Below are 26,624 nucleotides of genomic sequence, written 5' to 3'. Positions count from 1 at the left end.
TGAAATGCTCACTTCTCCTCCTCCAATTTCAGTAGCGGCGTGTGCGCGGGAATGTTCTGTGCCTGCGCCACGTAAATCTCTGAGATGGTGCCGGAGGAAGGAGCGTGCACGTACTTCTCCATCTTCATCGACTCCAGAACAAGCAGAACGTCACCCTTGACGACCGCCTGACCAACTTCAACCGCGATCCTTACAACGATCGACTGGATCGGTGCCGACATGACACCATCGGCCATGATCGCGGCCTCACCGGACTGAGCAACGACCTGGCGGCCGCTCGTGCGGCGGGGCTGCTGGGGGCGGACCAGGCCAGTATCAACACTGGAAGTCGCGGCAAAGAACTCTGCCGGCAGGGTCACCCGGTGGCGCCTGCCATCAATCTCCGCCACAAAGGAACGACGCTCGCTGGAAGCCTCCGGGCTCCCACCGGTGAACGGTGCGGGCAGATCCACGTTCGGCAGGTAAGCGGTTTCCATCCACCGTGTCCCCACCCGGAAGTCCGGGGCGAAGTCATCGTGCTGGAGAACATCGGCCAGCATGTCCTTCGGGGTAGCAATGCCTTCGATGCGGAGCTCCTTGAGCGCACGCACGGAACGGGCAATCGCCGTGTCGCGGTCCGGGCCGGTCACGATGAGCTTCGCGATCATCGAGTCAAAGTCGGGGGACACGTAATCGCCCACGCGCACACCGGTTTCGATACGGATACCGTGGCCGGCCGGCCACTCCAGTCCCGTGATCGTTCCCGCGGTCGGAACCAGGTCAGCACCCGGATCCTCGGAGGTGATGCGGAGCTCGATCGAGTGTCCGCGAATCTCGGGTACCTCGGACAGTTCGAGGCCGGATGCGATCCGCAGCTGCTCTGCAACGAGATCCATGCCGGTCACTTCCTCGGACACGGTGTGCTCAACCTGGAGCCTCGGGTTCACTTCGAGGAAGTAGACGGAACCATCGGAGTCGAGAAGGAACTCGCAGGTACCCAGACCCACGTAGTCCGTGTGGGTGAACAGTGCCTTCGACCATTCCACCATGGTCTCCTCGGCGCCGTGGGGCATAAACGGGGAGGGAGCTTCCTCAATGAGCTTCTGGTTGCGGCGCTGCACCGAACAGTCACGGGTGGACACAACGGCGAAGTTGCCGTGCGCGTCAGCCATGCACTGGGTCTCAACGTGGCGCGCGGACTCGATGAACTTCTCCAGGAAGTAGGCGCCCAGGTCGCCACCCTTGCCGCCGTGGCGGGCTTCAAACTCGTCAATGTCAGCAGCGGAGCGAAGAACGACGATGCCGCGGCCGCCACCACCATCACTTCGCTTCGCCACAACGGGGAACCCATACTTTTCAGCAAAGTCACGCACTTCGGATACGGAGCTCACGGGATCGTTTGTGCCCGGGACGGGCGAAACCCCGGCCTCGAGAGCGGTGCGGCGGGCACCGATCTTGTCACCGAGCTGAAGGATCGTCGAACCCTTGGGACCAATCCAGGCGATCCCGGCATGCTCGACAGCTTCCGCGAACGCCGGAACCTCGGACAGGAAGCCGTAACCGGGGTGAATAGCGTCAGCACCCGACTGCTTCGCGATCTCGATGATCCGGTCACCGTTCAGGTACGTGTCGTGAATGGTGCTGCCACCCAGAGCGTACGCTTCATCGGCCAGGGCCACCGCCGGGGAGTCGATATCCTGGTCCGCGTACACCGCGATTGCTCGCAAACCCATGTCATGGACTGTGCGAATAATGCGCGCCGCGATTTCACCACGATTAGCGACAAGTATTGTCGTGAGCATTGATTTCCTTCTTAGATCAGGTCAGCGTCGGAGCCAGTGACTCGAACGAGTCCGTTATCGGTATCGACCAGGAGAGCCCCCTGCATGTCGATCTCCACGGCACGACCCCGGGTCTGTTCACCGGTCACTGTCGTGACCAGCACCTGACGCCCCGGGGTGATACACACGGAGGTGAGCTCCTCGTGGAGCTTCCCAATTCTGTTCGTCACCACGTGCTCAACTCGCACGTGAAGTTCTGTCATGTAACGGTCAATGAGGGCCGAAACAGTGGCGGGATCCGATTCGAGGCCCGCCATCGCCAGGGAGATCGCGCCGGGGGAGGGCTCAACCGTTGCCGCCGTGTTGATCCCGCATCCCAAAATCACGGGAATCTTGTCTTCTTCAGGGTCGAGCAACTCGCCCAGGACACCACCAAGCTTTCGCTCATCAAGCAGGACATCGTTGGGCCACTTGAGAGCAAGACGATCCCCAGCCACGGGGCGCAGTGCCGCAACCATGGCAAGTCCGGTCCCAAGCGTGAGCCAGCCGGCACGATCCTCAAGATCGGCGAGGGGAAGAACGCGGAGTACCGAAAGGAGCAGAGCCTGGGAGGGTTCCTCCACGAAGGAACGACCAAGGCGCCCACGACCAGCGGTCTGGTGCAGTGCGCGCAGGGCATCGCCGTCTCGAGCGTCACTTGCCCGCCACTGGCGGGCCAGTTCAGCATTGGTCGAGTCGATCGACTCCACGGTCCTCAGCATCCAACTCCTCGGCAAAAGTGATCGATTTTCGACCACCGGACGGTTATGAATTAGGAGTTTAACCAGATCGGCCAGGTAAACCTACCTAATCGTAACCTACTGGGCGGTAACGTGGCCTATCTCTCACAAAAAATTGTCCGAAGAAGCGGAGTTAATGGCTTAATCAAGCCGTTTTTACAAACCTACCATGGAGTAGATTCGGCGTGTGCGAATGGCAACATGTTCCCTAGAAAAGTGCCGCAAAGCACTAGAAAACGAGGGTAATAGCCTCGATGCAAAGGGCTTGGCGCCAGTCTTTAGGCATTCTCTCCTAGGTCAGGAGCGTGGGTGATCGATGGTCGAGGGCGGGCCGTCAGGGGGTACCGAAACGACACGCCGAGTCAGCGACTCTTTCCAGGGAGCTCAAGGCTGTTCGTGGTGGCGCGTTGAATCTCGCGCTGAGTGACGATTTTGGAATGCGTTTCGAGATTGGTTGAGCGGATTAGTGGGAGCCGAACATCACGTAGAGACCCGAGACCATCTCGAACTGACCGCCATCCTGGCAGGATCCCACTGTCTCCTCGTGGTATAGGTTGTCGTCTTGGGAAATGATGATCGTAAAGGTTTCGACTCCGGTGCATGCGGGTCCGGGGTCATTACTGTTGGTCATGATGAGCTCCACGACCTCGTCAACGTCATCCATTTCCTCCTCACTGAAGTCCCTAAACTGACCATTCTTGTCATCGAAGGTTGTTGTGTCCTCGAGCCACCGCTCCCCGTCGTAGCCCCTCGGTGGTTGTGTAGGGGCCGGGTATGCGGTGATGTGCACTTCGTACGGCTCGTCCGTCGTAAAAGCTCCGGTGGGATCGCCACCTTCTTCAAGTGGGATCGTTTCCCCATCGGTTTCACCGTCACCATTGCTGTCGTCGCCACCGCTACTGCCACCGTCACCCTCGCCTTCTGACTTGGGTGCAGTCTGGTCGGTGTTGCTCGGGCCGGCACCGCCAGTCTCCTTGTCCGAACCGCAGGCTGTCAGTGAAAGCAGGCTCAGTACCAAGGCTGAGGCTGTGGCCGTCCACGTCTTCATCGTCATGATTATCCTTCCAAACTTCCCTCGTCTTGCCGTGGGTCACAGTCTTGTTGTCACTCGTCCGTGTTTCAATCGCTGGTCTGGATTGCTGTACCCGTTGGGTTGGGACTCGGGGTGCGGGAAGGCTTGGATCAATGGTTGGGGTGGTGGTCCGTCTTGGTGTGTTCGTGCGGATAGGATGGGGGAATGGCCCAACCGACTGCGTACGATTCTTTAGTCGCGACTTTGATGAGGATAGCTGCGGAACAGCCAGTTGAGACTATTCGTGTCAACAAGGTGTGCGAAGAGGCGGGAATCTCGCGAGCAACCTTCTATCGGATCGCGAACTCACCCGCCGAAGTGATTGTCGGTGAGCAGCGCAAAATCCACGAGAAGCGCCGCGAAGATTATGCGCGGATCATGTCCGTCCCGGGAGTTGATAGTTACTCCCTCTATGTCACCCAGCTGTCGCTGGTCATGGCGGACGTGTGGGAGTCCGCCGATATTTATCGCCAGTCATTCAGTCAAAACCCGTCAGTGCTTGCCGGGGAGTTGCTCCGCTTCGTTCAGGAGGGGATCGAAGACTTCATTCGGCTTCGTGGGAACGAGATTAACTTCCCGGAGGCGGTGAGGCGCCTGCCGGAGGATGAGCGCATTCGGATGCTGTCCGCCCACTTTGCTCATGGTGAGGTCGGTGTTATCCGCGCTTGGATCGAGCAGGAGGGGCAGGTCGGTATTGAAGGTGCTGTGCAGGCATTCTTTGAGCTTGCCCCCGCGTGGTACCTCGAGGCGATCGGATACCCGGGCAACAGGTAGGCCAAGGGGTCGGTAATCCAAGAGCCCGATCGATCGCATTCCGAGTTCCGAGTCGCGTCGTCATTTCGCTACTCCCAATCCGTCGAATTTAAAGGAAAATCCTGAGTATTGGAGTTCCAAGCAGGCGTGGCTGACGCTGTGGATCACCACGTATTCGATGATCATCGGGTTCGCGGTCTGGTTGCTTGTGTCGGCCATTGCGCCACCGTTGAACTCGATCGGTTTCGACCTTTCAACATTGCAGCTGTATTGGTTGACGGCTTTGTCGGGCCTGTCGGGTGGTTTGCTCCGCCTCGTCTACATGGTGCTGCCCCCGATTGTTGGGACGAGGAGGCTGGTCGCCTACTGACCGTCTCAGTGTCAAGGCTCAGTTCAGTACAACCAATCAACCGGCTCAGCCCGAACAGCGATACCAGGGCAACCAGACGGGTTATTCGAATCAGAGTCCCGCGCCGGCAAGCTCACGCGAACTGACGTGAAACGTACTGTTGAAGCGAATAATCTGCAGCGAAAGAAGCAGTTGCAGGACATGAAAAAGGCAGGCAAATCCTTCTTCCTTGTCAACGTCGTGACAACGATCTTCGCGTGCGTCACGTTCCTGATGATCAGGGGTTACCTCAGGTAATGAGAGCTTGATCCGCGTGTGGATCCGAGTCGGAGTCTTGCAGAAGTGATGGTGGGTTTACAAAGAAGATGTGCGGATGCTTCTCCTGCGAGCATCCGCACATCTCATTCTTTCGTTTAGGTTCTCGTGTAGGGGACTAGCTGCTGGGTAGGGGACTAGGGACGATAGACCCCGAGCGTATCCGTGCCGTTATTGTCCCAGTCTCCGATAACGACCTGGTCGGTGGACTTGCCGTAGGTCATGACGATGTCTGCCCATCCACCTGTTGTCGTGTTCTTCAGGTGGTAGGTGTTGCCGCGGCACACCCCGAGGGTGTCGTTCCCATCCCCATTCCAGTCGCCAACAACAAGGCTGTCGGTGGCGCGACCGTAGTTGTACTGGTGCTCGGCATTGCCGCCCCGGAAGACATTGGTCTGTATCGCTCCGGGGATAATGGAGGTAGGGAGATTGGAAGAAGGAGATTCTCTCTTGCCAGTAAAGTACACCGACGAGTTTAGGGCTCGTGCAGTTGAACTAGTTGTTCATGCCCAGGCCGATCCTGCAACCGCCACCGGCGCGATCGGTCGTGTGGCAGCTGAGCTTGGTGTCAACAAAGAGACCTTGCGGGTGTGGGTGCGTAAGTACAAAGCCTCGGGTCGTAGCACGCCACTCGGGTCGTAGCACGCCAGCAGAATCGATCGATTTTGAGACAGAGAACCGCAGGCTTCGGGCCGAGTTGGCCGAAGCTAAGAGGGCCAATGAGATCCTGCGCCGGGCTTCGGCTTTCTTCGCGGCGGAGCTCGACCGCCCATCAAAGTGATCGTCACCTTCATTGATGAGAACAAACACGAGTTTGGAGTCGAGCCAATCGTGCGTGCCCTGAAAGGGACTGCTACACGGATTGCTGTGAGCTCGTATGACGCTTACAAGAAGCGTCAGCCATCGGCCCGGGCCCGTCGGGACCAGGCGCTCATGGCCTGTATCCGGGACGTTTATGAGGCTAACTACTCCTGCTACGGGGTACGCAAGATGTGGCGGGCGATCAACCGCGAGCACGCCGACCAGTTCGGTCCTGTGGCCCGATGCACGGTGGAGCGGTTGATGCGCCAGTTAGGCATCGACGGGCTCCGGCGCAAGCGCAAGCGCCCCAAGACAGCCTCCGCCAGAGCTGAACAATGACCGGATGACCTGGTCGAACGCGAGTTCAAGGCACCGGCTCCAAACCGCTTGTGGGTGGCCGACATCACCTATGTGCCTACGCGGGCTGGGTGGGTATACACGACGTTCATTCTCGATGTGTTCAACCGCCAGATCGTTGGTTGGCAGGTGACGAACCATCTGCGCGAGTCCCTGGCCAGGGATGCTCTGACGATGGCTTTGGCGGCAAAGTATCGGGCTGGCGAAGACGTCTCGGGCCTTGTCCACCACAGCGATCGCGGCGTTCAATTTCGGTCAATTCGCTATGGCCAAACCCTCGCAGAATCACAGATCATCGCGTCGGTCGGATCACGCGGAGACTCATACGATAACGCCATGGCCGAGGCTCTGAACTCAGTTTATAAAGCCGAACTAATAGACCGTCACGTCTGGTCAGGTTTGATCCAGGTGATAGCAGAAACCTCTCAATGGGTGGCCTGGTACAACCAAAGGCGGCTACATTCGGCAATCGACTACGGGACTGGTGAAGGGTTGGTTGACGGTGGTGTTTCATGCCGCCAGGGTGGCGACGGGTTCCATTATGGTCATGAATTCGATCGGTGTCAGCTTGCCCAGCGCCCGCTGACGACGCTTGCGGTGATAGATCCCTTCGATCCAGGACACAATCGCCAGGCGCAGCTCCTCACGCGTGGTCCAGATCTTGCGGTCAAGAACATTCTTCTGCAACAAGGCGAAGAACGATTCCATAGCTGCATTATCGCCAGCAGCACCGACTTGCCCCATCGACCCACACAGCCTGTGCTCGTCCAGTGTTTTCAGGAATTTCTTTGACCGGAATTGCGATCCCCGATCAATATGGACCACCACCCCTTCGGGATGTCCCCGATGGGAGAGCGACATCTTTAGGGCATTCACCGCCAGGTCAGCTGTCATAGTGGAGTCCATGCTGTAGCCGACGATCTCGTTGCTGAACATGTCCTTGAACGCACACAAATACAGTGTCCCTTCGCGGGTGGGATGTTCGGTGATATCGCCCAGCCACAGCCGATTGGGGTGATCGGTGCGGAACTGGCGGCGCACGAGATCATCATGAGCTGGCGGTCCCGGGACAGTGTGTTTGCGTTTGCGGGTCGTGATCGTTGACCTGATCCCCGCCACGTAGCACAGGCGCCATACTCGTCGTTCAGAGACGCTATAGCCCAGGCCGGCGAGGTCATCGGCAAGGACTCGGTAGCCACCCTCGGGATCCTTCTTATGAAGGACTTTTAAGATGCTGGTCAGGTGCTGTTCTTCTTGCCGGGCTGAGAGTGGCTTCTTTTTCCATTTATAGTACGCCTGGGTGGAAAACCCCAAGGACCCGGCACGTCACTGCGACCGGCACCCGAACAGGGGCACTCGTTGCAGCAAGCTCACGGACGAGCGGGTAGATCATTTTGGGGGCGTGATGTGTGCCTGGGAGAGATAGGCGGCAGCCCTGCGTAGGACTTCGTTTTCCATTTCGAGCTCACGGATACGTTTCAGCACGGCCGCGTTCTCCTTGCGTTCACTGGCATCGGCAGGCACGGTCAGGCCGCGGGAGTGGAGACGGTCGTGATTGACCCAGTTCTGCAGTGAGGACCGTGAGATCCCCAGATCGGTACAGACCTGGCGTTGAGTCATCCCTGAATTCACCAGCGCGACAGCGTCACGTTTAAATTCCTCGGAATACATTTTCGGCATAGTTGTCATCCTTCCAGCACGACAATAGAAAGTCATGCAATCAAAGTGACAACCAAACCCTCAGCACTCCCCCTCTACCAAACCCGGAGCTTGACACACCGCCGATCAACAGGGCCCAGGGATACCAGGCAGCCTTCTGGCCCGCGAGGGCGACGACGGCGACCGTGGCGACCACGATGATGTCGTCGACGATCAACGGCCACGCCCACGCCTGACCTGCCCCGATGCCCGAACGGGCCGCGAGATCAGCCAGAGAGGTGAAGGACAGCCAGAATGCCCCGATCGCGATGAACACCGTCCCCGCAACCCTGCCCACCCGCATGGCACCCGACGGAGTCAACGTTGCCTGGGGCTCTCAGGCAGAGGAGTTCTGGAAACTCTACCGGGAAGGCATCGACCTGCCCCGATAGGTCCTCTTAGGTCAAGAACCTGAGTGGCCGGCCCCTACCTATTTCGCCTGCGAATTGCTCCGCTGAGAACCGTGGCGAAGGAAGTCCATGCGGCATAGGGAGCCAGAACGGCTCCGCGCTGCGGGGCGGATTTCCATGCTCGGCGTACCAAGTCAGCGGAGCTTAGGGCCAGGGCGCCAGACCACACTGTGGCCAGCCCCTTCTTCTTCGATCGGAAGAACACCCCGGGCCAGCCGGCATTTAGCAGAAGGTTGATTCCCAGTGCCACGCTGTTGCGGCGCTGGGCATTCTTATCGTTTTTATCGTCGGATTCCAGGTTGTCGGACAGGACTAACGAGTTCACCACGGCAATATCGGCGTACAACGCAGTCCAGACGACCGGGAAAATCCCCGCCGGGGGCTGCCACGACGGCAGGTTCAAACGGTGATATTCCTTGTTATTCGGATCGGTAAGGACGCTGCCCACGGTCGCGCATGCGGTAACCGCAGCTCCCACCGTTGCGAAAGTACGCAGCCAGCGACGCGTATCTACATGCTCCGTAGCAGCCAGGACGGCTTCTTCAAAGGACTGATTACCGCCCTCCGGAGTGCCGATGTAGGACTCCAGGTCGCGCTCCTTGACCACCGTGTCATGCATCAAACTCCCAATAAGAGGCTTCGCAATCTGAGCGCCAACGGGTGTGACCAGAGAGATCCAGTGCGCAGCGAGCTCGGGTGTTGTCACGGGAGCAGAGAAAATCACCCTAGGGCCAAGTCGGAGCGTAGCCGCGTATTCCTTCATCATGTCCGCATACCTGTGAGTATCCGGGCCTCCGACGTCGAAGGTGCGGTTGACCTCCTCGGGCAAGTCTGCGGCACCGGCGAGGTAGAAGACCACGTCTCGGACGGAAATAGGCGTGATTTTGTTCTGAATCCACTTAGGACCGATGGCACCCGGGAGGCGCTCGGAAAGATGCCTGAGCATGTTGAAAGATATCGACCCCGCACCGAGCACTACACCCGCCTGGAGCGCAGCCGTGGGAACGTCAGAGTCGAGGAATACCTCGCCAACTTTCACCCGGGAATCCAAGTGCTCGGATAGTTCCTCACCGTCGGGGTGCAGGCCGCCCAGGTAGACAATTCGTCCCACCTCGTGCTTCTCTGCGGCCTCGGCGAAATCCCTAGCCATGGCGATCTCTGTGTCTTTGAAATCGTCATCGCTGGACATGGAATGCACCAGATACCAGGCCACATCGATGTCCCTTAGGGCCTGATCGAGGTCCTCGGGCCGCGATGCGTCACCTTCAAAGACCTCAACCTGGCCGGCACCAGCGGTGTCCCCCTCGTCAACGATATGGTCACCCCACTCCATGGACAGGGCCTTGTCACGGCTACGAGACAAGGTGCGCACGGCCCACCCCCTATCAATTAGCTCACGGGTGACGTTCCCACCGACGTAACCGGTAGCTCCGGTGACCAGGGCCAGACGTGGGGTGGATGTGGTGTTGTCTGTGTCCATGACGGACTTGTCCTCTCGTTGGCGATTGCCAAATACGCTATGTGGCCCCAGCGTACATACCCTTGCCAATTTCGGCCACAGGTGTGCTCCTCGTGCCAGACTGGTCTTATGCCATCTTCAGTCCCCAACACTCTCATTGCACCAGCGATGGGCCGGATTGCCCTCAGGGTCCTTCTTCCTGCTGCGCTGGGGGCAATCGGCTTATTCGTCTCGGCCATTTCGGGAGCCGGGTCGGTCGGTTTCTATGCGGCGACGTTTTTCACGGCAGCAGTATGGCTCGTCTCATGGCTACTGGCGGGGCAACGCGATGCGTTTACCGGCAACTACCTGCGGGAATCGGCTAGAGGCATGGCGCTGGGGCTCGGTCTCGTCGCCGTGTTCATCGTTGGCGCGATGGGAGTCCGTTTCGTCCCGACTTTGGCAGTCCCCGTCGCTGAGCTGCTCGCGAACATGGCAACCAGCACGGTGTGGCTGACACTCGTCACGTTGGTCGTCAACGGCATCGGTGAGGAAATGTTTTTCAGGGGCGTCGCCCAGAGCGAATTTGACCGAAGTTTGAAACCTTCGATGGCGATCATCTCTCAAATAGCTCTCTACATTGCAGTCACCGCGACGATGGGAGTCCCCCTTCTTTTCGTCGCCGCCCTCCTCATCGGAGGAGTCGCGACTATGGAAGTAAAGAGGTCGAACAGACTAATCTCGGCAACTGTAATGCACCTCACCTGGGGCGTAGGCATGGCGTTTCTGCTGCCGGTAATCATCCACTGAAAAATAATTGTATCGCTCCGGGGGTAATGGAGGTAGGGAGATTGGAAGAAGGAGATTCTCTCTTGCCAGTAAAGTACACCGACGAGTTTAGGGCTCGTGCGGTTGAACTAGTTGTTCATGCCCAGGCCGATCCTGCAACCGCCACCGGCGCGATCGGTCGTGTGGCAGCTGAGCTTGGTGTCAACAAAGAGACCTTGCGGGTGTGGGTGCGTAAGTACAAAGCCTCGGGTCGTAGCACGCTAGCAGAATCGATCGATTTTGAGACAGAGAACCGCAGGCTTCGGGCCGAGTTGGCCGAAGCTAAGAGGGCCAATGAGATCCTGCGCCGGGCTTCGGCTTTCTTCGCGGCGGAGCTCGACCGCCCATCAAAGTGATCGTCACCTTCATTGATGAGAACAAACACGAGTTTGGAGTCGAGCCAATCGTGCGTGCCCTGAAAGGGACTGCTACACGGATTGCTGTGAGCTCGTATGACGCTTACAAGAAGCGTCAGCCATCGGCCCGGGCCCGTCGGGACCAGGCGCTCATGGCCTGTATCCGGGACGTTTATGAGGCTAACTACTCCTGCTACGGGGTACGCAAGATGTGGCGGGCGATCAACCGCGAGCACGCCGACCAGTTCGGTCCTGTGGCCCGATGCACGGTGGAGCGGTTGATGCGCCAGTTAGGCATCGACGGGCTCCGGCGCAAGCGCAAGCGCCCCAAGACAGCCTCCGCCAGAGCTGAACAATGACCGGATGACCTGGTCGAACGCGAGTTCAAGGCACCGGCTCCAAACCGCTTGTGGGTGGCCGACATCACCTATGTGCCTACGCGGGCTGGGTGGGTATACACGACGTTCATTCTCGATGTGTTCAACCGCCAGATCGTTGGTTGGCAGGTGACGAACCATCTGCGCGAGTCCCTGGCCAGGGATGCTCTGACGATGGCTTTGGCGGCAAAGTATCGGGCTGGCGAAGACGTCTCGGGCCTTGTCCACCACAGCGATCGCGGCGTTCAATTTCGGTCAATTCGCTATGGCCAAACCCTCGCAGAATCACAGATCATCGCGTCGGTCGGATCACGCGGAGACTCATACGATAACGCCATGGCCGAGGCTCTGAACTCAGTTTATAAAGCCGAACTAATAGACCGTCACGTCTGGTCAGGTTTGATCCAGGTGATAGCAGAAACCTCTCAATGGGTGGCCTGGTACAACCAAAGGCGGCTACATTCGGCAATCGACTACCGACCACCTAACGAGGTCTGGGCTGTGTCAAGAATCTTGAACAGTCGTTAGTGTTTTTCTTCTTTCACGCTGCCGTGGTAGCGAGGTCTTTCTCGTGGTCTTGCCAGGTCTGGACCGGGGTGCGGTAGCCGAGAGCGGAGTGCCGACGCTGGCGGTTGTAGAAAACCTCGATATAGTCCATGACCGCGAACCTGGCACGGGCCCGGGTGGTGAACACCTGGTGGTAGTACATCTCGTTCTTCAACGAGGCAAAGAAACTTTCCGCAACCGCATTGTCCCAGCACACCCCAGTCCGGCCTACCGAGGGGCGAACCTTGACCTTCTCGCAATATTTCTGAAATTCGCTCGAGGTGTACTGACTTCCTTTGTCCGCATGGAACACAGAATTCGGCGCGATGCGTCCGTGGTCGATGGCCATCCCCAACGCGTCGATCACCAGCGAGGTGCGCATGTGGGAAGCCATCTGCCAGCCCACCACCATCCGGGTGGATAGATCAATCACGGTGGCCAGGTACAGCCACCCTTCCCCGGTGCGCAGGTAGGTAATATCACCAACCAACGCGTGCCCGGGGGCGTGGGCAGCAGGATCGAAATTTCCCTCCAGCAGATCCGGAATCACCACCGGCTCCTCACCGACGATAGTGGTGCGCCGATAAGCACGTGGTTGAATCCCCGCTAACCCGAGCTCGCGCATGAGCTTGGCCACCAACCCCACCGACGCAGGGTAGCCGCGGTCGTTGAGTTCAGCGGTGATGCGCCGGCACCCGTACGTTTTGCGGTGCTCGTGGTAAATTTCCTGGATCAGGACCTTCAGCACCTCCCTACGGGCAGCCGAGGCGCTGACCTGATTCACCTGGGTACGCCAGGCATAGAAACTCGAGCGCGCCAGACCAAGTTGCGTGCACATCCACGCGATCGGATAGTTGTCCTTCTCCGCTTCGATCAGGGCAGCCTTCTCGGCTACCCCTGCTCCCGGGCGAAGAAGGCCGCGGCTTTTTTTAGGAACTCATTTTCCATCCGCAGCCGCCGATTCGCCTCTTCCAACTCCGCCAGCCGTCCGTAGTCGGCCGGGGTCATCTTCTTGGCCGGCTCTGGATTATCTTCCCGATACTTCTTCACCCAGTTCCCCAACGTGCCTGCATTGATCCCGAGCTCACCGGCAACCTCCACAATCGGTCGCTCGGACTGGATCACCAGTTGCACAGCCTCAGCTTTGAACTGCGCACTAAACTTACGCCTCGATGTTGAACCCATACCTTTGATTCTCCCTGATCAATGACTGTCCAACATCTTTAGTACACCCCAGTCCATTCAGCATGGATCAACCAGGCCACGCCACAACCCGCGGCAGCATAGAAAACCAACAATAACAGCCTCTACCAAACCCGGAGCTTGACATTAAGGAGGTTCCCGGAGGCAGTGACGAGGCCCTGTTCCTTTTGTAGAAGGACGACAAAGACTTTGGGGTTGATCCCGCACTCTCTCGCGACGTCGGCGATGACCTTGGAGGCGAGCTCACCATTCCTCCTCGCGTGCGTCGTGCATCCCGAACGCGCCGGGGTATTGGCTGTGTTCTCAAGGTAGTCCTGCAGGCACGGAGTGCCATCCGGTCCGGGAACGCAATTAGGATTGATGTCCTCCAAGAACGCCTGCACCTGGCCTGCGGTCATGGAATCAGAGTCGTAGAACTCCGCATCGGAAATGATGTAGCCCGGATCAAAATCCCGAGCATCGGCCGCGCTCGCGGTAGGTGCGGGTGCGAAAAAGAAGAAAACAAGTCCCAGGAGGGACAAGAATGATGTGGTTTTCATGGTGTCCTCCTGATGGGGCAGAGCCCGCCACGACTCATCGCGGGCGGAAGGGAAAGGCGAGAAGGTCGATACCTAGCTGAGCAGGTGCGAGTGAGGGCAAGGTAAGGATGGCGGGGTTGGGACAGGGATGCTGGGACAAGCATGGGAAGGAAATCCTAGGTTCAGCATATTGCGTGGAGTGGCGCTGATCCCAGGATGAGGTTGTCCGTGCAGGTCGGGCCCGTGACCTGGAGTGTTGCGGGTAAACGTGCACCGTCATGGGTTAAAAGAAGTGCGTTGGCCGTGAGGGTATTGCCGGTCGACACGGTGGGATGACGGGGCTTTCGGGTGGCGGTATGTCCAGTTTTCCCTAGGATGGGGAGTGCATTGTTAGCTAGTGCACTCACCTAACAGGCACGTGACTAGAACCGAAGGATGATTGATGATCGAAGTTGTAGTCAGTTCGGCAGAGCTCAAACAGGTAGCAGGAATAGCGGAAGAAGCGGCAGGTTTGGCCGCGGATCTCGACATCGGTGGGGAAACGGGCGATGTTGCCGCCGCCATGCCAGGCGCCACCGCGGTCAGTAGCGTTGCGGAGGTAGGCACGTTCATGGATTCGCTCAGCCAGTCACTGGGTGATTCACTCACGAGCTTCGTGGATGCGGTCAGGTTGGCGGATGATGACTACAACGCGACTGACCACACCGCATCCCTTGACTTTGATGGCGTGACCGAAGAATTGGGTGACTACTGACATGCCAACCTGGTCGGAAGTAAAACGGTGGAAGGGAAGTAGGCTCGACGGATTTATCGACACCGTCATCTCCCGCAAACTCACCGCCAACGACGTCGTCGACGAGATTAGTGCGATTAGCATGGACACGTGGCAAGGCGAAGGAGCCGTCGCTGCTGAACAAACACGTTCCTCCCTCCTGGAGCGAGCCGAAAAGGTTTACGACAACTTCCAGTACCTGCTCACCGCAACAAGTACCGCCCAGGATGGGTTGGGGGAAGTGGAGACGCTCGTTCTCGAAGCCCAATCCCGCGCCGACCATTACGGCTTCGTCATTTCTGAAGACGGCAGTGAGGTGACGGATCCGCAACTTGACCAGTGGTGGGAAAGGCTCGGTGCAAACATTGCGGCCGGGCAATCATCGGCCTATGCCGCCGAACTCGCAGACCGGCAGGCCGCCCTCCAAGACTGCGCCGACGCGGTCTCCACGGCCCTCTCCCGAGCAAACAAAGTCGACCAGGCATACTGCGACGCACTCGCCAATATCAGCGGTGACCTGGTGACAAGTGACATGGCAACGGGAAGCGGCACCTTCCCGGGACTGCCCGACAATCCGTCGACCGAACAGACTGCCGCGTGGTGGGACTCCCTGACCGAAGAGGAGCAACTCGACTACATCAAATCCCATCCCGAACTTATTGGTGGCATGGATGGTGTGGACGGATGGGCGCGAGACCAAGCAAACCGACACTTGCTCGATCGCGACATCGCTTTGGCTGAGGAACAGATCGCGGCAGGTAATGGCACGCCCGAGCTGGAAGATGAGCTGGCGGAGATGCAGGCGCTACAAGACTCCCTCGAGTCTGCCGATGGGGAAGTGCGGCAGCTCCTCCTGTACGAGCCAGCAACGGGCGAAGACGGCAACTATCACATGCATGCAGCGGTCTCGGTCGGCGACATTGATACGGCTGATCACATCTCGACCTTTGTTCCGGGTATGACCACAAACGTGCGTGACAGTATCGGTCCCTACACGTCCGATCTGCATAATCTCAACGCCATCGCCCAAGGCAAGCTTGATGCCATGGGGTCGGATGAAACCGTAGCCAGCATCGCATGGCTCGGCTATGACGCACCCGGCGGCATGGAATCCATTGTCCAGGTGGATTCCATGGACGACGTGAAGCCAGGAGACTTCCCGCTCATCCTCCCTCAGGGCGAATATCAGGATCCCGCGATCTTCTCGGTCGATGCTTCGGTCATCACCCCTGAACGTGCCGAGCAGGGCGGACAAAATCTCACGAACTTCGTTGAAGGCATTCACGACTCACGGGTGTATGACTCCGAGGGGTCCAATGATCCTCACACTTCCGTTCTCGGGCACTCCTACGGCTCGACAACCTCGAGCTATGGTGTGGCCGATGCGAGGCCGGGAACCGTTGATGACTACATTGCCTTTGGTACCCCGGGGGTTGATGGTGGCAGCTGGAATATGAATGCCGGCAACAACTACGTCATGAACTACGACAATGAGGAACTGATTCGCTACCTCAATAATCCGATCCAGTGGGTGACCGGGATTCAGGATGCTGGTGGGCTTGGAACCGACCCGTCACAGGATCCCGGATTCACCACCCTCGATCCGGGACCCGCAGATCCCGGGCTGGCTCACACCCAGTACCTAAACGACCAGTCCCAGGCTCAGGAGCACCTTTCCGATGTTGTGATCGGCGAAGCGCCTTAAGCAATAGTGCGATCGAAGCCGATTGCTACCGAAGCCGGAGGGCCCATCGGAAAGTGAACGAGAGCGACTGGACTGCGGGCGTTCATCGTCACTTCAGGGATAGGAATTAGCCGTTGTCTTCTGGCTCCTCTTCGATCGGGTACGGATCGCCGAATACCTCATCCATCGGGTCGAACTCTTCGTCGGATGCTCCAGCAGGGTTATTCACCGGAGCATCCGCCTGACCATCTTCCCGGTATTCGTAGGGCTTCCATTCCTGGCTACCCCCAGCATCACCCGAGGTGAGGATCGGGCTTTCGCCCACAAGTCCGTAGTACTCGAGGTAGTCGTTAAAGGCTTGCTGCTGTTCAGGACCCAGCTCATCCCAGGGCAGCATCTCACCATTCTCATCGATCATGTTCTTGTAGAAGTCTTCCTGACCGGGGAAGGCGCCGTGTTCTTCCGCGTAGATAAAGTGCTCAATCGGGTCCATGATGTCAACGTTGCTTGTGTCGAACGCTTCGATCCACGTCCCCTCATCCCGCGTGTTCCAGGTGGCGGCATAGATTTCCTCATGGAGCATCTGTCGGACGACCTCCTGTTGCGCGCGAATCTCGCTGGTCATCCCCTCACCAAAGTCATCGGGAATGATGTAGCTGATCATCTCGTCTATGACGAACCCGCCCCGGGAACCTCGGTGAATCTGCCACCAACCTTGCCAGCCACGGTCTCGATAGCTCTCATGCGAATGTCGCGGGCCTCCTGGATCTCCACATCTGTCATCGTCTCCGCCATGAGGCTCGTGTGGAGGAGGGGGACGTGCCTAGCCGCGGTTTGAGCAATGTCATCCAAAGACCCACCATTGCGAATCGTCTCCTCAACATCCAACGTCATCGCCTCGTTGAGGGCCTCGCTAAAGACCTCAATCGAATTGGGTCCGCCTGCGACCTCATCACGTGCCATGTCGCGGAAGATGGAGGCGTTACCCATGAAGTCCTCGATCATGTCGTCCGTCAACTGAATGACATGCCCGTCGGCCCAGTTCTCAGCCTCAACAACCGCGTGACTACCGTAGCGCTGCATGAAGGATTCAGAAATATCATCTGCGTAGGGTGCGAGGATTTCATCTGCTACGGCACGGATTTCAGCATTGTGGGTGCCGTAGTGCTCCTCACCGCTGCGAAATGCGAAACCTGACTCTCCCTCAACCCCCGCACTGTTGTTGAGACCATCCTGGTAGCCCTCCGCAAACCCCAGTGCCACGACACCGGCCTCGCGATTGTCCTCGAGCCACGCTTCCTTCGCGGCCTCGAAAGCATCCCATTCGGGCTGGCTAGCGTCCGGACCGGGCTCAACCGGGACCTCATCCAGCGCGGGGTCGGATGCTTCGAGGAGAATATTGCTGAAGATCTCCCCCCCCCATCGGTCCACTCGAAACCAAGCTCGCGGTGACCGGTCATGTACCTTGCCAGATTCATGTTCTCGTCAAGGAATTCCGTATCCCCTGCAAGAAAAGTTCGCACGACATCGGCCCGAGCCTCGTTCTCCTGCACCGCCCACTCGGCGTGGGGCCCGTTCTGATCGACCGTGACCGAGTCCATGAGCGGAGCAAGGGTTTGGCCAGCGTTGCTGTAACCGTTCGCTACGCGAGCCTCACCGAACAAGCTCGTATTCGTACCGGAAGCCCACGGGCCACGGGAGGGATCCTCGAGGCGGGAACCACCGTATTCTTTCTCCCAGGCGAGCATGTCCTGCGCCATGGAGGAGCCGGGATTTCCGTTCCCAAGCAGGAACTCTTCCCCAACAATGAGGCCATCGTTTGCTGTGGCCGCGGCACCCATGGCAGTGATGAAATAGTCGTAGCCGTGTTTCCCGTAGTACGGATTCCACTCAGCATCCGGCTCTTCCGGAGCATTGAGAACAGTATTGCCGTATTCCATGAGTAACTCACGTGTCAGCGCCTGCTCAGCAACGAGGGACCTGCCACCCGAGAAGACAAGGCGATCCTTAACCGTGTCAAAGGCCTCGGCGCTCGCGGGATCGGCCACATTGGTGCCGCCCGTACCAAGAACCATGACCGAGCCAATGCCGGTGGCTAGCTCATTGATTTCGCTCGGATCAAAGGTGTCCGGCTCTCCGGCACCATCAAGACCGGTATTGCCGTCCGCCAACTCCATCATGTCGTCCAGCTGCGGCAGGATGTTGGCGAGCTGTTCGGGCCCCAACTTCTCGATGAGGTGGTTGGCAAAGAACGGGTTCTCTATGAGATCTCCATACTTCTCGTTGAACTCCGCAGTCGTTTCCAGTGTGAGGGGTTCTTCACGGAGAGCCGCGGCCTCCTCCGCGTAGGGCTCGAAGTAGGCGAACTCGTTTGCCCCATCGAGCAGGGGAATGTCCTTAAAGAGCTCGGTCGACACTGCGACACGCCCCGCTAGGCGAGCTTCGGGGCTGATGATCGAATCCAGGTGGGACAGGATCGTGTTTGCCTGGGTTTGGGCTTCCTCATTCAAGTCTTCTAGCGCCTGGCTGTAAGACTCGTTCAGTTCGGACAGGTGAAGGTCACGGGACTGCACGAGGTCTTGGAGGTGAGTATCGTAATCGGCCTGTGTGAGAGTTCCGGCTAAGGCATCGAGCTCAGCTTTTTCTGTTCGGAAGTCCTGGTGCGCCGTATTCCAGTCCTCCTGCAACTGACCAATCCGAGTGTTCGTGGGCGTGAAGAGTAAGCGGTAGGAGTTGATGACGGTCTGGACGGGTGAGAAATCTCCAGGTAGGTCAATGAGCTGACCCTGATAGGAGACCATGGTTGAGGCATAGGCGTCGAAGGCATTACCGAGCCAATCACTGGGGATATTGCCCGCACCTGCCGATGCGATCTGGGTGGAGAGGAGGGCTTCGCCAATGTTGGCAATGCTCTCCCCAAGGGAGTCGATGTCTGATTCTGATCCGGGTACGAAAGGGAATTGGGTGAGTCCGTCGGTCATGAATTAGCCACCCGTTTCTTGGGTGAGGAAGTCAAAGGCTGAAGAGGCGTCATTCTCTGTTGCGTCATAGTCGAGCATCGCCTCTTCCTGCCCAGACCCAAGAAGTGCAGCAGCGTCGGAGTATTCATTGATGACCATGAGCATGGTTTCCAGGAAGCAGCCGATCATGTTTCGCAGATCCACGACTCCGCCGGTCATGCGTCCCGCAGGAAGCTCGCTGATCGATGGGCCAATGACGTTGATGACAGGCTGAATGCCGGAGGCAATGTTCGCCAGGGTCTCAGCATCAGTCCAAGCCTGAATTGCACTAATGCCAAGCGCTTCGCGATCAACGGCTACCATGTCTTCCATACCAATCCACTGCAATGTCCCTTTTTTGCTTCTCCAACACTCCTTTTCTATTTGAATGATGTGCCCGACGAAAGGAGTATCGCGCGTAGCGCTCCCCAACCACTTACTTGTCAATAAGACTCTGAAGCTGCTCCGAGGAGATGCCTGGTATCGCAAGTTAATCCCGTCAACACGGGAAAAGATGGGGAGACAAGAAAATACGAGGGAGAGGAACTGCTGACTGAGTTACCGGTCGGGGTTAGCTCCCCATCCGTGCCAATCATTAGTTGAAGGCGAATAGGGTTGCGCTCCGGGGCTGCCAAGGGAGACATCCCCGATTGAACTCGATGCTAGAGCGGACCTTGCGCCAATGACTGACCTGCGCTCATTAAGACCCAAAGCTGATCAAAGATTGTTTGTCTTGGGCTTCAGCTTGGGCTGGGGTGAAAGATCGTTCGTATCTACTACGGTTGGTAAATCTTTCAAGCTGACAGAGTAATTCGCACTGTCAGGCCATTTCAGAAAGGATTCCCTATAGTTCATGGATAAGGTCGAACTCGAGAAAGACGTCTACAGATGGGAACACTCGCAGATGCTTGACGACAACGGTCTGTTCTTTGATGGGCAAAAACCCTTCCTCGATCGCGTCACCATTGACGTTGCCGATCAAGATCTCCGGGACGTCATGGTACGTGTCCGTGACCGGATCGATGAAGTTATTGGAACCCAGTCCTGGCAGAACATCAGCAGCTCCAGCTACGAGCAAGGAGACTTCGCTACCTGCCAGTCGGATGGAAACGCTGGTCGCTACACTCTGCGCGACGAGGGGCTGACCTTCGATGTCACCGATGAGGACTTCCCGCGTGTACTCGAGATCGTCAAAGAACTGGTGAAGCCCGTTGGCTATGACAGTGTTGTTGATTCCTCGAACGAAAAATGGTTCTATGTCGACATTTTTAACGAAGCCGATGGTGGCTACGTTCACCTGACCATGGCCAAGGGCAAGGGGCTGATCATGCAGGTGAATACGGGATGCCGGCCTTGGAGCGAATCCGACAACACCGAACACCGTAGCAAGCGCCAAGCAGACTCCGACCTGAACTTCCCAGACCTGACCAGTGCGGGGAACCAGGCCGAACAGGCCTAGGCCGCTCAGTAACTTCCTATAGTCAGCTTCGCGAAGAGCCTATTTGCAACCCACTAAGAGTAACTATGCTTTTGGGGCATATAGGTCATTTGGTGTTGGCTCTTACGATTCTGGGGTCGCAAACTTTTTTACGCCACCTGCTTGAGGCGGCTGGCAACAAACATGCCAGAACCTCCCGCTCCTAGAACCATCAGACCCAAGAATTCGAGCATGGCACCCCACCCAAGTATGTGGAAGACCAGCCCTGAGATCACTCCGAGTAGAGAAGAGCCCAGGTAGTAAGCGGTGAGGTAGAGTCCCGTGGCTTCGGCACGGTCCTCGTGTGCCAATGCGCTGACCCATCCGGAGGCGATGGCGTGGGCAATAAAGAACCCGCCCGTGAAGAGTGCTGTAGCCACGATCGTGGTCACAGGATTGTGGATCAGGAGCAGGGGGAGTGCGATGATGCAGGAGAGGATCCCGAGTATGAGGATCGGTCCGCGGCCATGCTTGGTGGCGGCGCCTCCCGCCCATCCCGATGTCACCGTGCCTACGAGGTAAATGATGAAAATGGAGCCGGCGAGACCCGGGGAGAATTCGAAGTCCGCGATCAGTCGATACCCCAGGTAGTTGTAGAGGGACACGAAAGAGCCCATGAGCAGGAAGGAAATCGAGAAAAGGGCAAGCATGACCGGTGTCGTGAGGTGATTCCAGATCGCCTTCAATTCACGCTTGATGGTGAGCTTCTTCGGCGTGAATCTCTTCTGCTTTGGCATGAGTGCCACCGTGACAACGGCGCACACGGCAGCGAACATCATGTTTGCGGCCAATCCCCACCGCCACGGGCCAAACTCCATGACCCCGGCCGGGATCAGGCGAGAAAGTAATCCGCCAAGAGTATTGCCGGCAATGTACTGGCCCATGGCGCGGGGCAAATCAATCCCGTTGATCTCATCCGCAAGCCAAGCCATTGCCGTGGCGGGCACGCCAGCAACCGCCAAGCCCTGCAGTGCGCGCCCAGCAATCAACCATTCGATCGTTGGGGCGAATGGAAGTGCCAGGCCTACAACGACTGCCAGCAGCGAGGACATCACCATGACCCTGCCCCTGCCGAAGCGCTCCGACAGGATCGAGGTGGGCAGAATGGCGAGAGCAACCATGCCGGTCGTGGCGCTCACTGTCCATGCAGCTTGAGCCGGGCTCGCACCGAAGTGCTCGGACAGTGCGGGCATGAGTGCCTGCGTGCAGTAGATGGCATTAAAGGAAGCAAGACCGAGGGCAAAGAGGGCAATGACCGCGCGGTGATAGGACGGCTCGCCCCGCCTCAGCCCACCCGAACCCTTCTGGATATTCATTACCTTGTTGCTTGAAGGAGCTTCCTTCTTTGTGAGTGGCGAGTCCGATCGAGAAAGGTCCGATAGGGAAGATCGGGAGAGCGAAGGTGAAGTACTTACCTGTGCGCGCGTGGTTTCTGCTGGTAACTTCCCAATCAACGTCATGTCACCACGGTCCTATATAACACTCATGTTGTACAATGTTGAAACTTGCGATTATTCATGCAAAAAGATCATGAGTAAGGAATCTCGCTGATAAGTGGAGAGGAAACTGGATGCTGTCATCCGATTATTCCTGGTATCTCACACTCGCAGACTGTGAGCACCTGTCAGATGCTGCTCACGTGCTTGACCTGCCCCAACCCACGCTCTCACGGAAGCTCGCGCGACTCGAGAAGAGAGTGGGAACCGAACTCTTTGACCGGGTTGGCAGATCGCTCCGACTCAACGATCGAGGCAGAGCGCTCGCGGAAGCCATCCGGGAAGCCGTGCGCAGCCTCGACCGTGGTGAGGAAGAAATTCGCAGGCTCATGGATCCGGAGATAGGTCGGATCAGGTTTGGCTTCATGCCTTCGCTTGGACCCTGGCTCGCTCCCAGGATCCTTAGAAGCTTCCTTTCCCGCCACCCCCGCATCGACACCATCCTGTCCCAAGACACGGCCGAAACCCTCGTTGGGCAATTGATCGAAGGATCCCTCGATGTCGCACTGTGCGCACCGGATGTCATGCCGGATCTCTTGGGGGACCTCCGGGTGGTCACCGTTCACCGGCAAGCCATGGCTCTCGTTGTCCCCGAAGGGCACGCGATCACAAACCGGGAGAGTGTGGATTTTGCGGAAGTTGCGCGAGAACCATTCGTGGCAGCCCCATCTGGCTTCACCACCCGCAACATCCTCGATCGGCTGGCACAGCGAGCGGGAATTACGCCCAGGATCGTCATGGAGTCGGAAGCTCTCGCAACCCATGCTGGGCTTGCCTCCACCGGAATCGGCGTAGCTGTTCTTCCCGTTGATGATCCGTCCCTGCACGTGCCCGGTGCCGTGTTTGTTCCACTGACGGCGGCGGACACGAGAGAGATCGCGCTCGTATGGAATCCCGATGCCACCAAGGTCCCCGCCGTGTCAGCTTTTATTCGCGAAACGGTTGAGGAATATGGGGAGGGTGGCGAGAACTAGAACTCTTCGCCCCGATAGAACTTTGCCGTGCGCTCGGCCATGCCCTCCGCCTTCGCCTGGTCCTCACCCGATGCAATGTGAGCATTGCGCCAGGAGTTGGCGGTATCGGTAATGAACTCAAGACCTTCGGGTGACGTGGCCATCTGTGCCATCTCTTCAGGATTGGACCGAGAATCTCCTTGAAGGTAGAGCCACAGTGAGTAGAATGCCCCATCCCAGCCCACGCCGGTGGCTGCGGGACCAAAGTTCTCCCAATGCTCGTTGTCCGCAACTTCGTGAACAAGCTTGAGAAGTGTTCCGGATCCGGTGGGGGAGAGGGAGAGTGAAACGGTTGAGACATCATCACCGTATTCCCACGTCACAACAAGACTGTTGGGAGCATGGCAGGTCTTGATCGTTCCGGAATGCTGGGAGCCTTCAAGAGAGTACCTGCCGCCCTGTTTGAGATCCCCGCTCAGCACATCAAACCATTGGGACATGGCATCCGGGCTCGTCAGTGCATCCCACACCGCAGACGTGTCAGCCTCAAATGTTTGCTGAAGCTCGACAGAATGCACATCCCCGTGCCTGCTCGTATTCCGTGTAACTGCCTGGACCTGTTCTTTAAAGCTCATGGTTCCTCCCGGACATGGGTCGACTACCTTCCAGCCTACCGATCGTAGCGACAGGGCAATACTTGAGTAGCTAAGTAGAGGGGTAGTTCGGCGTGCTCGGCGTATACCGTTGGCGATCTCGTGGGTCAGCTTTGGTGAACCGGTTAGCGGGCGCGTGAGAGAGTTTTTGAGCGGATTCTCAACCCTCAATCAACTCGTTGACCGTGATGTGAGCCATGGCATACCGTTGGGAATGTTCCGCGAATGCAGTGATTTGCGGGCCTGAGGATCGGCACATTGGCGTGCTGAGAATGGAGACAACGTGAACAAGATTGAGACAGTTGACCCCGAAAGTGTGGGGATGTCGAGCGACTATCTCGCCAATATCGACAAGCTTGTTGAGACCCACATGGGGGAGGATGCCTACCAGGGCATGGTGGTCCTCGTCGCCCGGCACGGGAAGGTTTGCTACCTCAAAGCCTTCGGTAAGGCCGATGAGGATGTGCCGATGGAGACCGATAGCATCTTCCGTCTAGCCTCGATGTCCAAGGTTCCTACCGCGGTTGCTGTCATGCAGCTGTGGGACAAGGGCCTCATCTCGCTTTCGGATCCGATTTCTAAGTTCATCCCGGCCTTCGCTGACGTGAAGGTGGCGGAGCTGGATAACTGGGGCGAGGTTAAGCTGGTGACTCCGAAAACTGAGATCACGATTCATCACCTGCTGTCCATGACCGCCGGCATGACCAACTCCTGGTGGTACGACTTGTTCACGCCCCAGAACTACCGTGTTGTTCCCAAGTTCTATGCAGAAGCTGGGCTCATGGATGACCTCAACGCTCCTCCCATTACCCTCGAATCCAACATCGACATTCTCGCCAAAATGCCTCTCATGTCCCATCCCGGTGAGGCATTCGACTACTCCAACAACAGCGTGGATACGCTCTGCCGACTGGTAGAAATCGTGTCCGGAGTCGACTACGACACCTACCTGCGGGAGAACATCTTTAAGCCTTTGGGTATGAACGAGACGTGGTTCTTCCCGCCCGAAGACCAGCGGGACCGGATTGCTGCCGTGTACTGGGCTGGTAAGGATGAGAAGCAGGTTGGAACCTCCCCGCTCGGTCTCGGCAATCTTGGACCGGACTACACGTTCTCCGAGCACAAGACCTACTTCAGTGGTGCGGGAGGCTTGCATGGCACTGTGCAGGACTACTTCCGCTTTGCTCAGATGCTCCTCAACAAGGGCGAGCTTGATGGTGTTCGCATCGTCAGCCGGGCGGCAGTAGAACTCATGACCACGAACCAGATCGGCGACCTCACCAACTGGCAGCTCACCCAGAACAAGTGGGGCTACCAGCTTGATATCCAGGAGGATGTCAATGCTCCGGCCGGCTCCATCCACTACCTCGGTGGCAAGGGTGCCTACAGCTGGCAGGGCTTCTTCAGCACGAAGTTTGTCAATAATCCCGATAAGGACACCGTCATCCTCACCATGTCGACCCCGGGCTTTGATGGGGCGCTACCCCACAACCTTCGGATCATCGCGGCAGCCAATGCTGCAGTGATCGACTAAGCAAGAACTGGTGAAAGAACGAGTGCTCGACTAGCGAAGAACTGGATGTGCCACCCTTAGCGGTACACAGAGGGTGGCACATTCTTCTGTAATTCTACGTGCGGCACTTTCACGGATCTCGTTCAGTGTCCTGAACTTGCGCTTTCTCAACCCCGCAATCGCTCGGGTGTCATACCTGGGCATGACTGGGCGGAGAAGAAAAGAGTGCGGCCCGATATCGGGCCGCACTCTGAATATTGAATTTGAGAAGACGTGGATGCGGGCAGTCTCTAACAGGCTGGGCCGGTCCAACACCTCACCCCGCATCACGCGTCAGCGTTGTTGTCGAGCGAGTGGTCGGTGCGATTGCCCAGGCCTGGTTCGCCCTTCATGTGCTGGCGATTGTGTTCCTGGGGGAATCCGTGATTACCGGGACCTTCACCCAACCTGCTCGGCCCATCGTGCTGATTGCGGTGGTGCGGGTGGTGTTCGTGGCCGCGGAGCCCTGGACCTCCGTGCCTGCGGCCGCGGGGGCCAAAGTTGCGTCCGGGACCGTCGGGAGCATAGTCGGAGATTCGCTCCAGCCATGCCTCGAACCTGTCGTCTCCCATGCGGGCGCGGGCGCGCTCGCTCCACGAGGTGACGTCAGTATCTGAGGGGGCGAGGAACTCGTTATCAGAGTTCTGTGATTCGAGGTGATCAATGATGAGGTCGAGGATTTCATCGAGCTGTTCGATCCGATCCTCGCTTAGCTTCTCAAAGGGATTGGGCTTTTCTGGGTGGAGCTGCTCCACCTTCTTCCCGTCCTCTGTCAGTTTGATGAGCATGATGCGCTTGTCCTCGGGGGAGGGCTCACGAGTAATGAGTTCGGCTGCATCGAGCTTGGAGAGGTGCTCGTTGAGGGATGCGACCCTCATGCCCAAAATAAAGGCAAGATCCTTGGTCGGGATGCTGTCCTGCAATTTCAGTGCTGCGAGGATCCGTCCCTGGCCCCTCGTGGGATCCTCCACCGGGTGATGGGGGTGTCCGTGTCCGCCAGGCTTCGGGGGACGCGGCTTCATGAGATGAGTGGCGTATCGAAACTTCTTATAGAGTTCGTCGTTATTCATACGAGGTAGTCCTTTCAAGATCTGCAGGAACCTGTCTATCAGGCGCCTGCTGAAAATAGTAAAGCACCTATTTTGAAGATGCAACAGGTACCTGTTGATTTGCGTACATGGCGCTGGTCACTCATGCTCGGGTTGGGGTGGGGCTGTTTCTTAAGAGGGTGCCGGCGTTGCTGTGGGGTGCGAGGGGTGTTGTCCGAGGGTGTGTGTTGGGTGATCTAGGGTTTTCGGGTTGGGCTCGAGTCTGAGTGCGGCCTGTGAGAGTGTTGCATGAGCACTGTGAGATATTTGTCGATCTTAAGAATGGTCTTGGGGAGTGTTTGGTGGGCGTGTGCCGCTAATTTCCTTGGTTTTGCAGCTAATTGTGTCGGCGGGGAATAAATTCTCTCAATCCAAAGTTGATATAGATGG

29 protein-coding genes, 4 pseudogenes and 2 other annotated features are annotated in these 26,624 nt (G+C 57.8%); of the genes and pseudogenes, 17 read left to right on the top strand and 16 right to left on the bottom strand.

Features of this window, described 5'->3' with window-relative positions; genetic code table 11:
* Positions 1–8 precede the first annotated feature (8 nt).
* The 3 genes from BN1241_RS06035 to BN1241_RS06025 form a co-directional block, all read right to left on the bottom strand.
* Positions 9–1,781: an ATP-binding protein gene (locus tag BN1241_RS06035; RefSeq protein WP_054952776.1), complete on the bottom strand. Its 1,773-nt coding sequence runs from the start codon at positions 1,779–1,781 to the stop codon at positions 9–11.
* Positions 1,782–1,792: 11 nt separating this feature from the next.
* Positions 1,793–2,521, bottom strand: a complete 729-nt coding sequence (locus tag BN1241_RS06030; protein WP_054952775.1) for a biotin--[acetyl-CoA-carboxylase] ligase — start codon at positions 2,519–2,521, stop codon at positions 1,793–1,795.
* 481 nt (positions 2,522–3,002) lie between these two features.
* Complete coding sequence (locus tag BN1241_RS06025) at positions 3,003–3,587, bottom strand: hypothetical protein (protein WP_147599295.1); 585 nt, start codon at positions 3,585–3,587, stop codon at positions 3,003–3,005.
* A 189-nt stretch (positions 3,588–3,776) separates the two neighbouring features.
* On the opposite strand from BN1241_RS06025, the gene BN1241_RS06020 reads away from it, so the two are divergent.
* The 3 genes and pseudogenes from BN1241_RS06020 (at position 3,777) to BN1241_RS12810 (ending at position 5,010) form a co-directional block, all read left to right on the top strand.
* The gene (locus tag BN1241_RS06020; protein WP_147599293.1) at positions 3,777–4,385 is read left to right on the top strand and encodes a hypothetical protein; all 609 of its coding nucleotides are present in this window, start codon (positions 3,777–3,779) and stop codon (positions 4,383–4,385) included.
* A 37-nt stretch (positions 4,386–4,422) separates the two neighbouring features.
* A pseudogene (locus tag BN1241_RS12295) lies at positions 4,423–4,725 on the top strand (MFS transporter); the annotation flags it as partial.
* Between the two features lie 135 nt (positions 4,726–4,860).
* Complete coding sequence (locus tag BN1241_RS12810; protein ID WP_154665178.1) at positions 4,861–5,010, top strand: hypothetical protein; 150 nt, start codon at positions 4,861–4,863, stop codon at positions 5,008–5,010.
* A 155-nt stretch (positions 5,011–5,165) separates the two neighbouring features.
* Here BN1241_RS12810 and BN1241_RS12960 read toward each other — a convergent pair whose 3' ends face one another.
* On the bottom strand, positions 5,166–5,495 hold the full coding sequence (locus BN1241_RS12960) for a hypothetical protein (protein ID WP_054952771.1): 330 nt from the start codon (positions 5,493–5,495) through the stop codon (positions 5,166–5,168).
* Here BN1241_RS12960 and BN1241_RS12290 point away from each other — a divergent pair.
* The 4 genes and pseudogenes from BN1241_RS12290 to BN1241_RS13595 form a co-directional block, all read left to right on the top strand.
* Positions 5,479–5,670, top strand: a complete 192-nt coding sequence (locus BN1241_RS12290) for a transposase (protein ID WP_077138307.1) — start codon at positions 5,479–5,481, stop codon at positions 5,668–5,670. The two genes, BN1241_RS12960 and BN1241_RS12290, sit on opposite strands and share 17 nt — an antisense overlap.
* Positions 5,671–5,731: 61 nt before the next feature.
* Positions 5,732–5,871, top strand: a pseudogene (locus BN1241_RS13665) (IS3 family transposase); the annotation flags it as partial.
* Positions 5,770–5,886 (top strand) — a sequence feature (AL1L pseudoknot). It overlaps the preceding pseudogene by 102 nt.
* 9 nt (positions 5,887–5,895) lie before the next feature.
* The gene (locus BN1241_RS12575) at positions 5,896–6,168 is read left to right on the top strand and encodes an IS3 family transposase (RefSeq protein ID WP_147599291.1); all 273 of its coding nucleotides are present in this window, start codon (positions 5,896–5,898) and stop codon (positions 6,166–6,168) included.
* Between the two features lie 9 nt (positions 6,169–6,177).
* A pseudogene (locus tag BN1241_RS13595) lies at positions 6,178–6,657 on the top strand (IS3 family transposase); the annotation flags it as partial.
* A gap of 39 nt (positions 6,658–6,696) precedes the next feature.
* Here the strand turns inward: BN1241_RS13595 and BN1241_RS06000 are convergent.
* Positions 6,697–7,866: pseudogene (locus BN1241_RS06000) on the bottom strand (IS3 family transposase).
* Between the two features lie 40 nt (positions 7,867–7,906).
* Positions 7,907–8,161: a DUF2637 domain-containing protein gene (locus BN1241_RS05990; protein ID WP_230198276.1), complete on the bottom strand. Its 255-nt coding sequence runs from the start codon at positions 8,159–8,161 to the stop codon at positions 7,907–7,909.
* Between BN1241_RS05990 and BN1241_RS13425 the strand changes: the two genes are divergently transcribed.
* Positions 8,154–8,276, top strand: a complete 123-nt coding sequence (locus tag BN1241_RS13425; RefSeq protein WP_257963473.1) for a hypothetical protein — start codon at positions 8,154–8,156, stop codon at positions 8,274–8,276. The two genes, BN1241_RS05990 and BN1241_RS13425, sit on opposite strands and share 8 nt — an antisense overlap.
* A gap of 34 nt (positions 8,277–8,310) precedes the next feature.
* Here the strand turns inward: BN1241_RS13425 and BN1241_RS05985 are convergent, their stop codons facing one another.
* A complete protein-coding gene (locus BN1241_RS05985; protein WP_054952769.1) occupies positions 8,311–9,774 on the bottom strand; it encodes a tryptophan-rich sensory protein in 1,464 nt (487 codons plus the stop codon).
* Between the two features lie 108 nt (positions 9,775–9,882).
* On the opposite strand from BN1241_RS05985, the gene BN1241_RS05980 reads away from it, so the two are divergent.
* The 4 genes from BN1241_RS05980 (at position 9,883) to BN1241_RS12560 (ending at position 11,821) form a co-directional block, all read left to right on the top strand.
* Positions 9,883–10,542 carry a CPBP family intramembrane glutamic endopeptidase gene (locus tag BN1241_RS05980; protein WP_222704408.1) on the top strand — a complete coding sequence of 220 codons (660 nt, stop codon included), beginning with the start codon at positions 9,883–9,885 and terminating at the stop codon, positions 10,540–10,542.
* A 62-nt stretch (positions 10,543–10,604) separates the two neighbouring features.
* Positions 10,605–10,916, top strand: a complete 312-nt coding sequence (locus BN1241_RS05975) for a transposase (protein ID WP_054953820.1) — start codon at positions 10,605–10,607, stop codon at positions 10,914–10,916.
* Positions 10,877–10,993: a sequence feature (AL1L pseudoknot), on the top strand. It overlaps the preceding gene by 40 nt.
* Before the next feature lie 9 nt (positions 10,994–11,002).
* Positions 11,003–11,275: an IS3 family transposase gene (locus BN1241_RS12565; RefSeq protein WP_147599291.1), complete on the top strand. Its 273-nt coding sequence runs from the start codon at positions 11,003–11,005 to the stop codon at positions 11,273–11,275.
* A 9-nt stretch (positions 11,276–11,284) separates the two neighbouring features.
* Complete coding sequence (locus BN1241_RS12560) at positions 11,285–11,821, top strand: IS3 family transposase (RefSeq protein ID WP_082418234.1); 537 nt, start codon at positions 11,285–11,287, stop codon at positions 11,819–11,821.
* 13 nt (positions 11,822–11,834) lie between these two features.
* Here BN1241_RS12560 and BN1241_RS05965 read toward each other — a convergent pair.
* Positions 11,835–13,024 (bottom strand): IS3 family transposase gene (locus BN1241_RS05965; protein WP_390617980.1). Its coding sequence is split into 2 segments (ribosomal slippage): positions 11,835–12,772 and positions 12,772–13,024, totalling 1,191 coding nucleotides; the frame shifts between segments, so codons are not numbered across the junction.
* A 122-nt stretch (positions 13,025–13,146) separates the two neighbouring features.
* Positions 13,147–13,581 carry a hypothetical protein gene (locus tag BN1241_RS05955; protein ID WP_054952767.1) on the bottom strand — a complete coding sequence of 145 codons (435 nt, stop codon included), beginning with the start codon at positions 13,579–13,581 and terminating at the stop codon, positions 13,147–13,149.
* A 421-nt stretch (positions 13,582–14,002) separates the two neighbouring features.
* Here BN1241_RS05955 and BN1241_RS05950 point away from each other — a divergent pair, with 421 nt between their 5' ends.
* Together BN1241_RS05950 and BN1241_RS05945 are read left to right on the top strand one after the other, a co-directional pair.
* Entirely contained in the window at positions 14,003–14,314 is a 312-nt protein-coding gene (locus BN1241_RS05950) for a hypothetical protein (RefSeq protein WP_054952766.1), read from the top strand.
* Positions 14,304–16,037: an alpha/beta hydrolase gene (locus BN1241_RS05945; protein WP_222704407.1), complete on the top strand. Its 1,734-nt coding sequence runs from the start codon at positions 14,304–14,306 to the stop codon at positions 16,035–16,037. The genes BN1241_RS05950 and BN1241_RS05945 overlap by 11 nt, the downstream gene beginning before the upstream one ends.
* 106 nt (positions 16,038–16,143) lie before the next feature.
* On the opposite strand, the gene BN1241_RS05940 is transcribed toward BN1241_RS05945, so the two are convergent.
* From BN1241_RS05940 to BN1241_RS05925, 4 genes are read right to left on the bottom strand one after another with little or no spacing between them, the layout of a single operon-like run.
* On the bottom strand, positions 16,144–16,680 hold the full coding sequence (locus BN1241_RS05940; protein WP_054952764.1) for a hypothetical protein: 537 nt from the start codon (positions 16,678–16,680) through the stop codon (positions 16,144–16,146).
* Between the two features lie 5 nt (positions 16,681–16,685).
* The gene (locus tag BN1241_RS05935) at positions 16,686–17,099 is read right to left on the bottom strand and encodes a hypothetical protein (RefSeq protein ID WP_054952763.1); all 414 of its coding nucleotides are present in this window, start codon (positions 17,097–17,099) and stop codon (positions 16,686–16,688) included.
* A 47-nt stretch (positions 17,100–17,146) separates the two neighbouring features.
* A complete protein-coding gene (locus tag BN1241_RS05930) occupies positions 17,147–18,997 on the bottom strand; it encodes a hypothetical protein (RefSeq protein ID WP_054952762.1) in 1,851 nt (616 codons plus the stop codon).
* 3 nt (positions 18,998–19,000) lie between these two features.
* The gene (locus BN1241_RS05925; RefSeq protein ID WP_077138397.1) at positions 19,001–19,348 is read right to left on the bottom strand and encodes a hypothetical protein; all 348 of its coding nucleotides are present in this window, start codon (positions 19,346–19,348) and stop codon (positions 19,001–19,003) included.
* 520 nt (positions 19,349–19,868) lie between these two features.
* Between BN1241_RS05925 and BN1241_RS05920 the strand changes: the two genes are divergently transcribed.
* Entirely contained in the window at positions 19,869–20,474 is a 606-nt protein-coding gene (locus BN1241_RS05920; RefSeq protein WP_054952760.1) for an LppA family lipoprotein, read from the top strand.
* 128 nt (positions 20,475–20,602) lie between these two features.
* On the opposite strand, the gene BN1241_RS05915 is transcribed toward BN1241_RS05920, so the two are convergent.
* The gene (locus BN1241_RS05915; RefSeq protein WP_054952759.1) at positions 20,603–21,808 is read right to left on the bottom strand and encodes an MFS transporter; all 1,206 of its coding nucleotides are present in this window, start codon (positions 21,806–21,808) and stop codon (positions 20,603–20,605) included.
* 254 nt (positions 21,809–22,062) lie between these two features.
* Between BN1241_RS05915 and BN1241_RS05910 the strand changes: the two genes are divergently transcribed.
* Positions 22,063–22,962, top strand: a complete 900-nt coding sequence (locus BN1241_RS05910; RefSeq protein ID WP_054952758.1) for a LysR family transcriptional regulator — start codon at positions 22,063–22,065, stop codon at positions 22,960–22,962.
* On the opposite strand, the gene BN1241_RS05905 is transcribed toward BN1241_RS05910, so the two are convergent.
* Positions 22,959–23,576 carry an SRPBCC domain-containing protein gene (locus tag BN1241_RS05905; RefSeq protein ID WP_077138306.1) on the bottom strand — a complete coding sequence of 206 codons (618 nt, stop codon included), beginning with the start codon at positions 23,574–23,576 and terminating at the stop codon, positions 22,959–22,961. The two genes, BN1241_RS05910 and BN1241_RS05905, sit on opposite strands and share 4 nt — an antisense overlap.
* A gap of 301 nt (positions 23,577–23,877) precedes the next feature.
* On the opposite strand from BN1241_RS05905, the gene BN1241_RS05900 reads away from it, so the two are divergent.
* Positions 23,878–25,128, top strand: a complete 1,251-nt coding sequence (locus tag BN1241_RS05900; protein ID WP_222704406.1) for a serine hydrolase domain-containing protein — start codon at positions 23,878–23,880, stop codon at positions 25,126–25,128.
* A gap of 305 nt (positions 25,129–25,433) precedes the next feature.
* Here the strand turns inward: BN1241_RS05900 and BN1241_RS05895 are convergent, their stop codons facing one another.
* The gene (locus tag BN1241_RS05895) at positions 25,434–26,216 is read right to left on the bottom strand and encodes a MarR family winged helix-turn-helix transcriptional regulator (RefSeq protein ID WP_054952756.1); all 783 of its coding nucleotides are present in this window, start codon (positions 26,214–26,216) and stop codon (positions 25,434–25,436) included.
* Between the last annotated feature and the right edge of the window lie 408 nt (positions 26,217–26,624).

The sequence above is a fragment of the Flaviflexus massiliensis genome (assembly GCF_001375495.1).
Taxonomy (GTDB): Bacteria; Actinomycetota; Actinomycetes; order Actinomycetales; family Actinomycetaceae; genus Flaviflexus; species Flaviflexus massiliensis.
The sequence above is the reverse complement of the archived record's forward strand: the minus strand, read 5'-3'. Positions and strand labels throughout refer to the sequence as shown.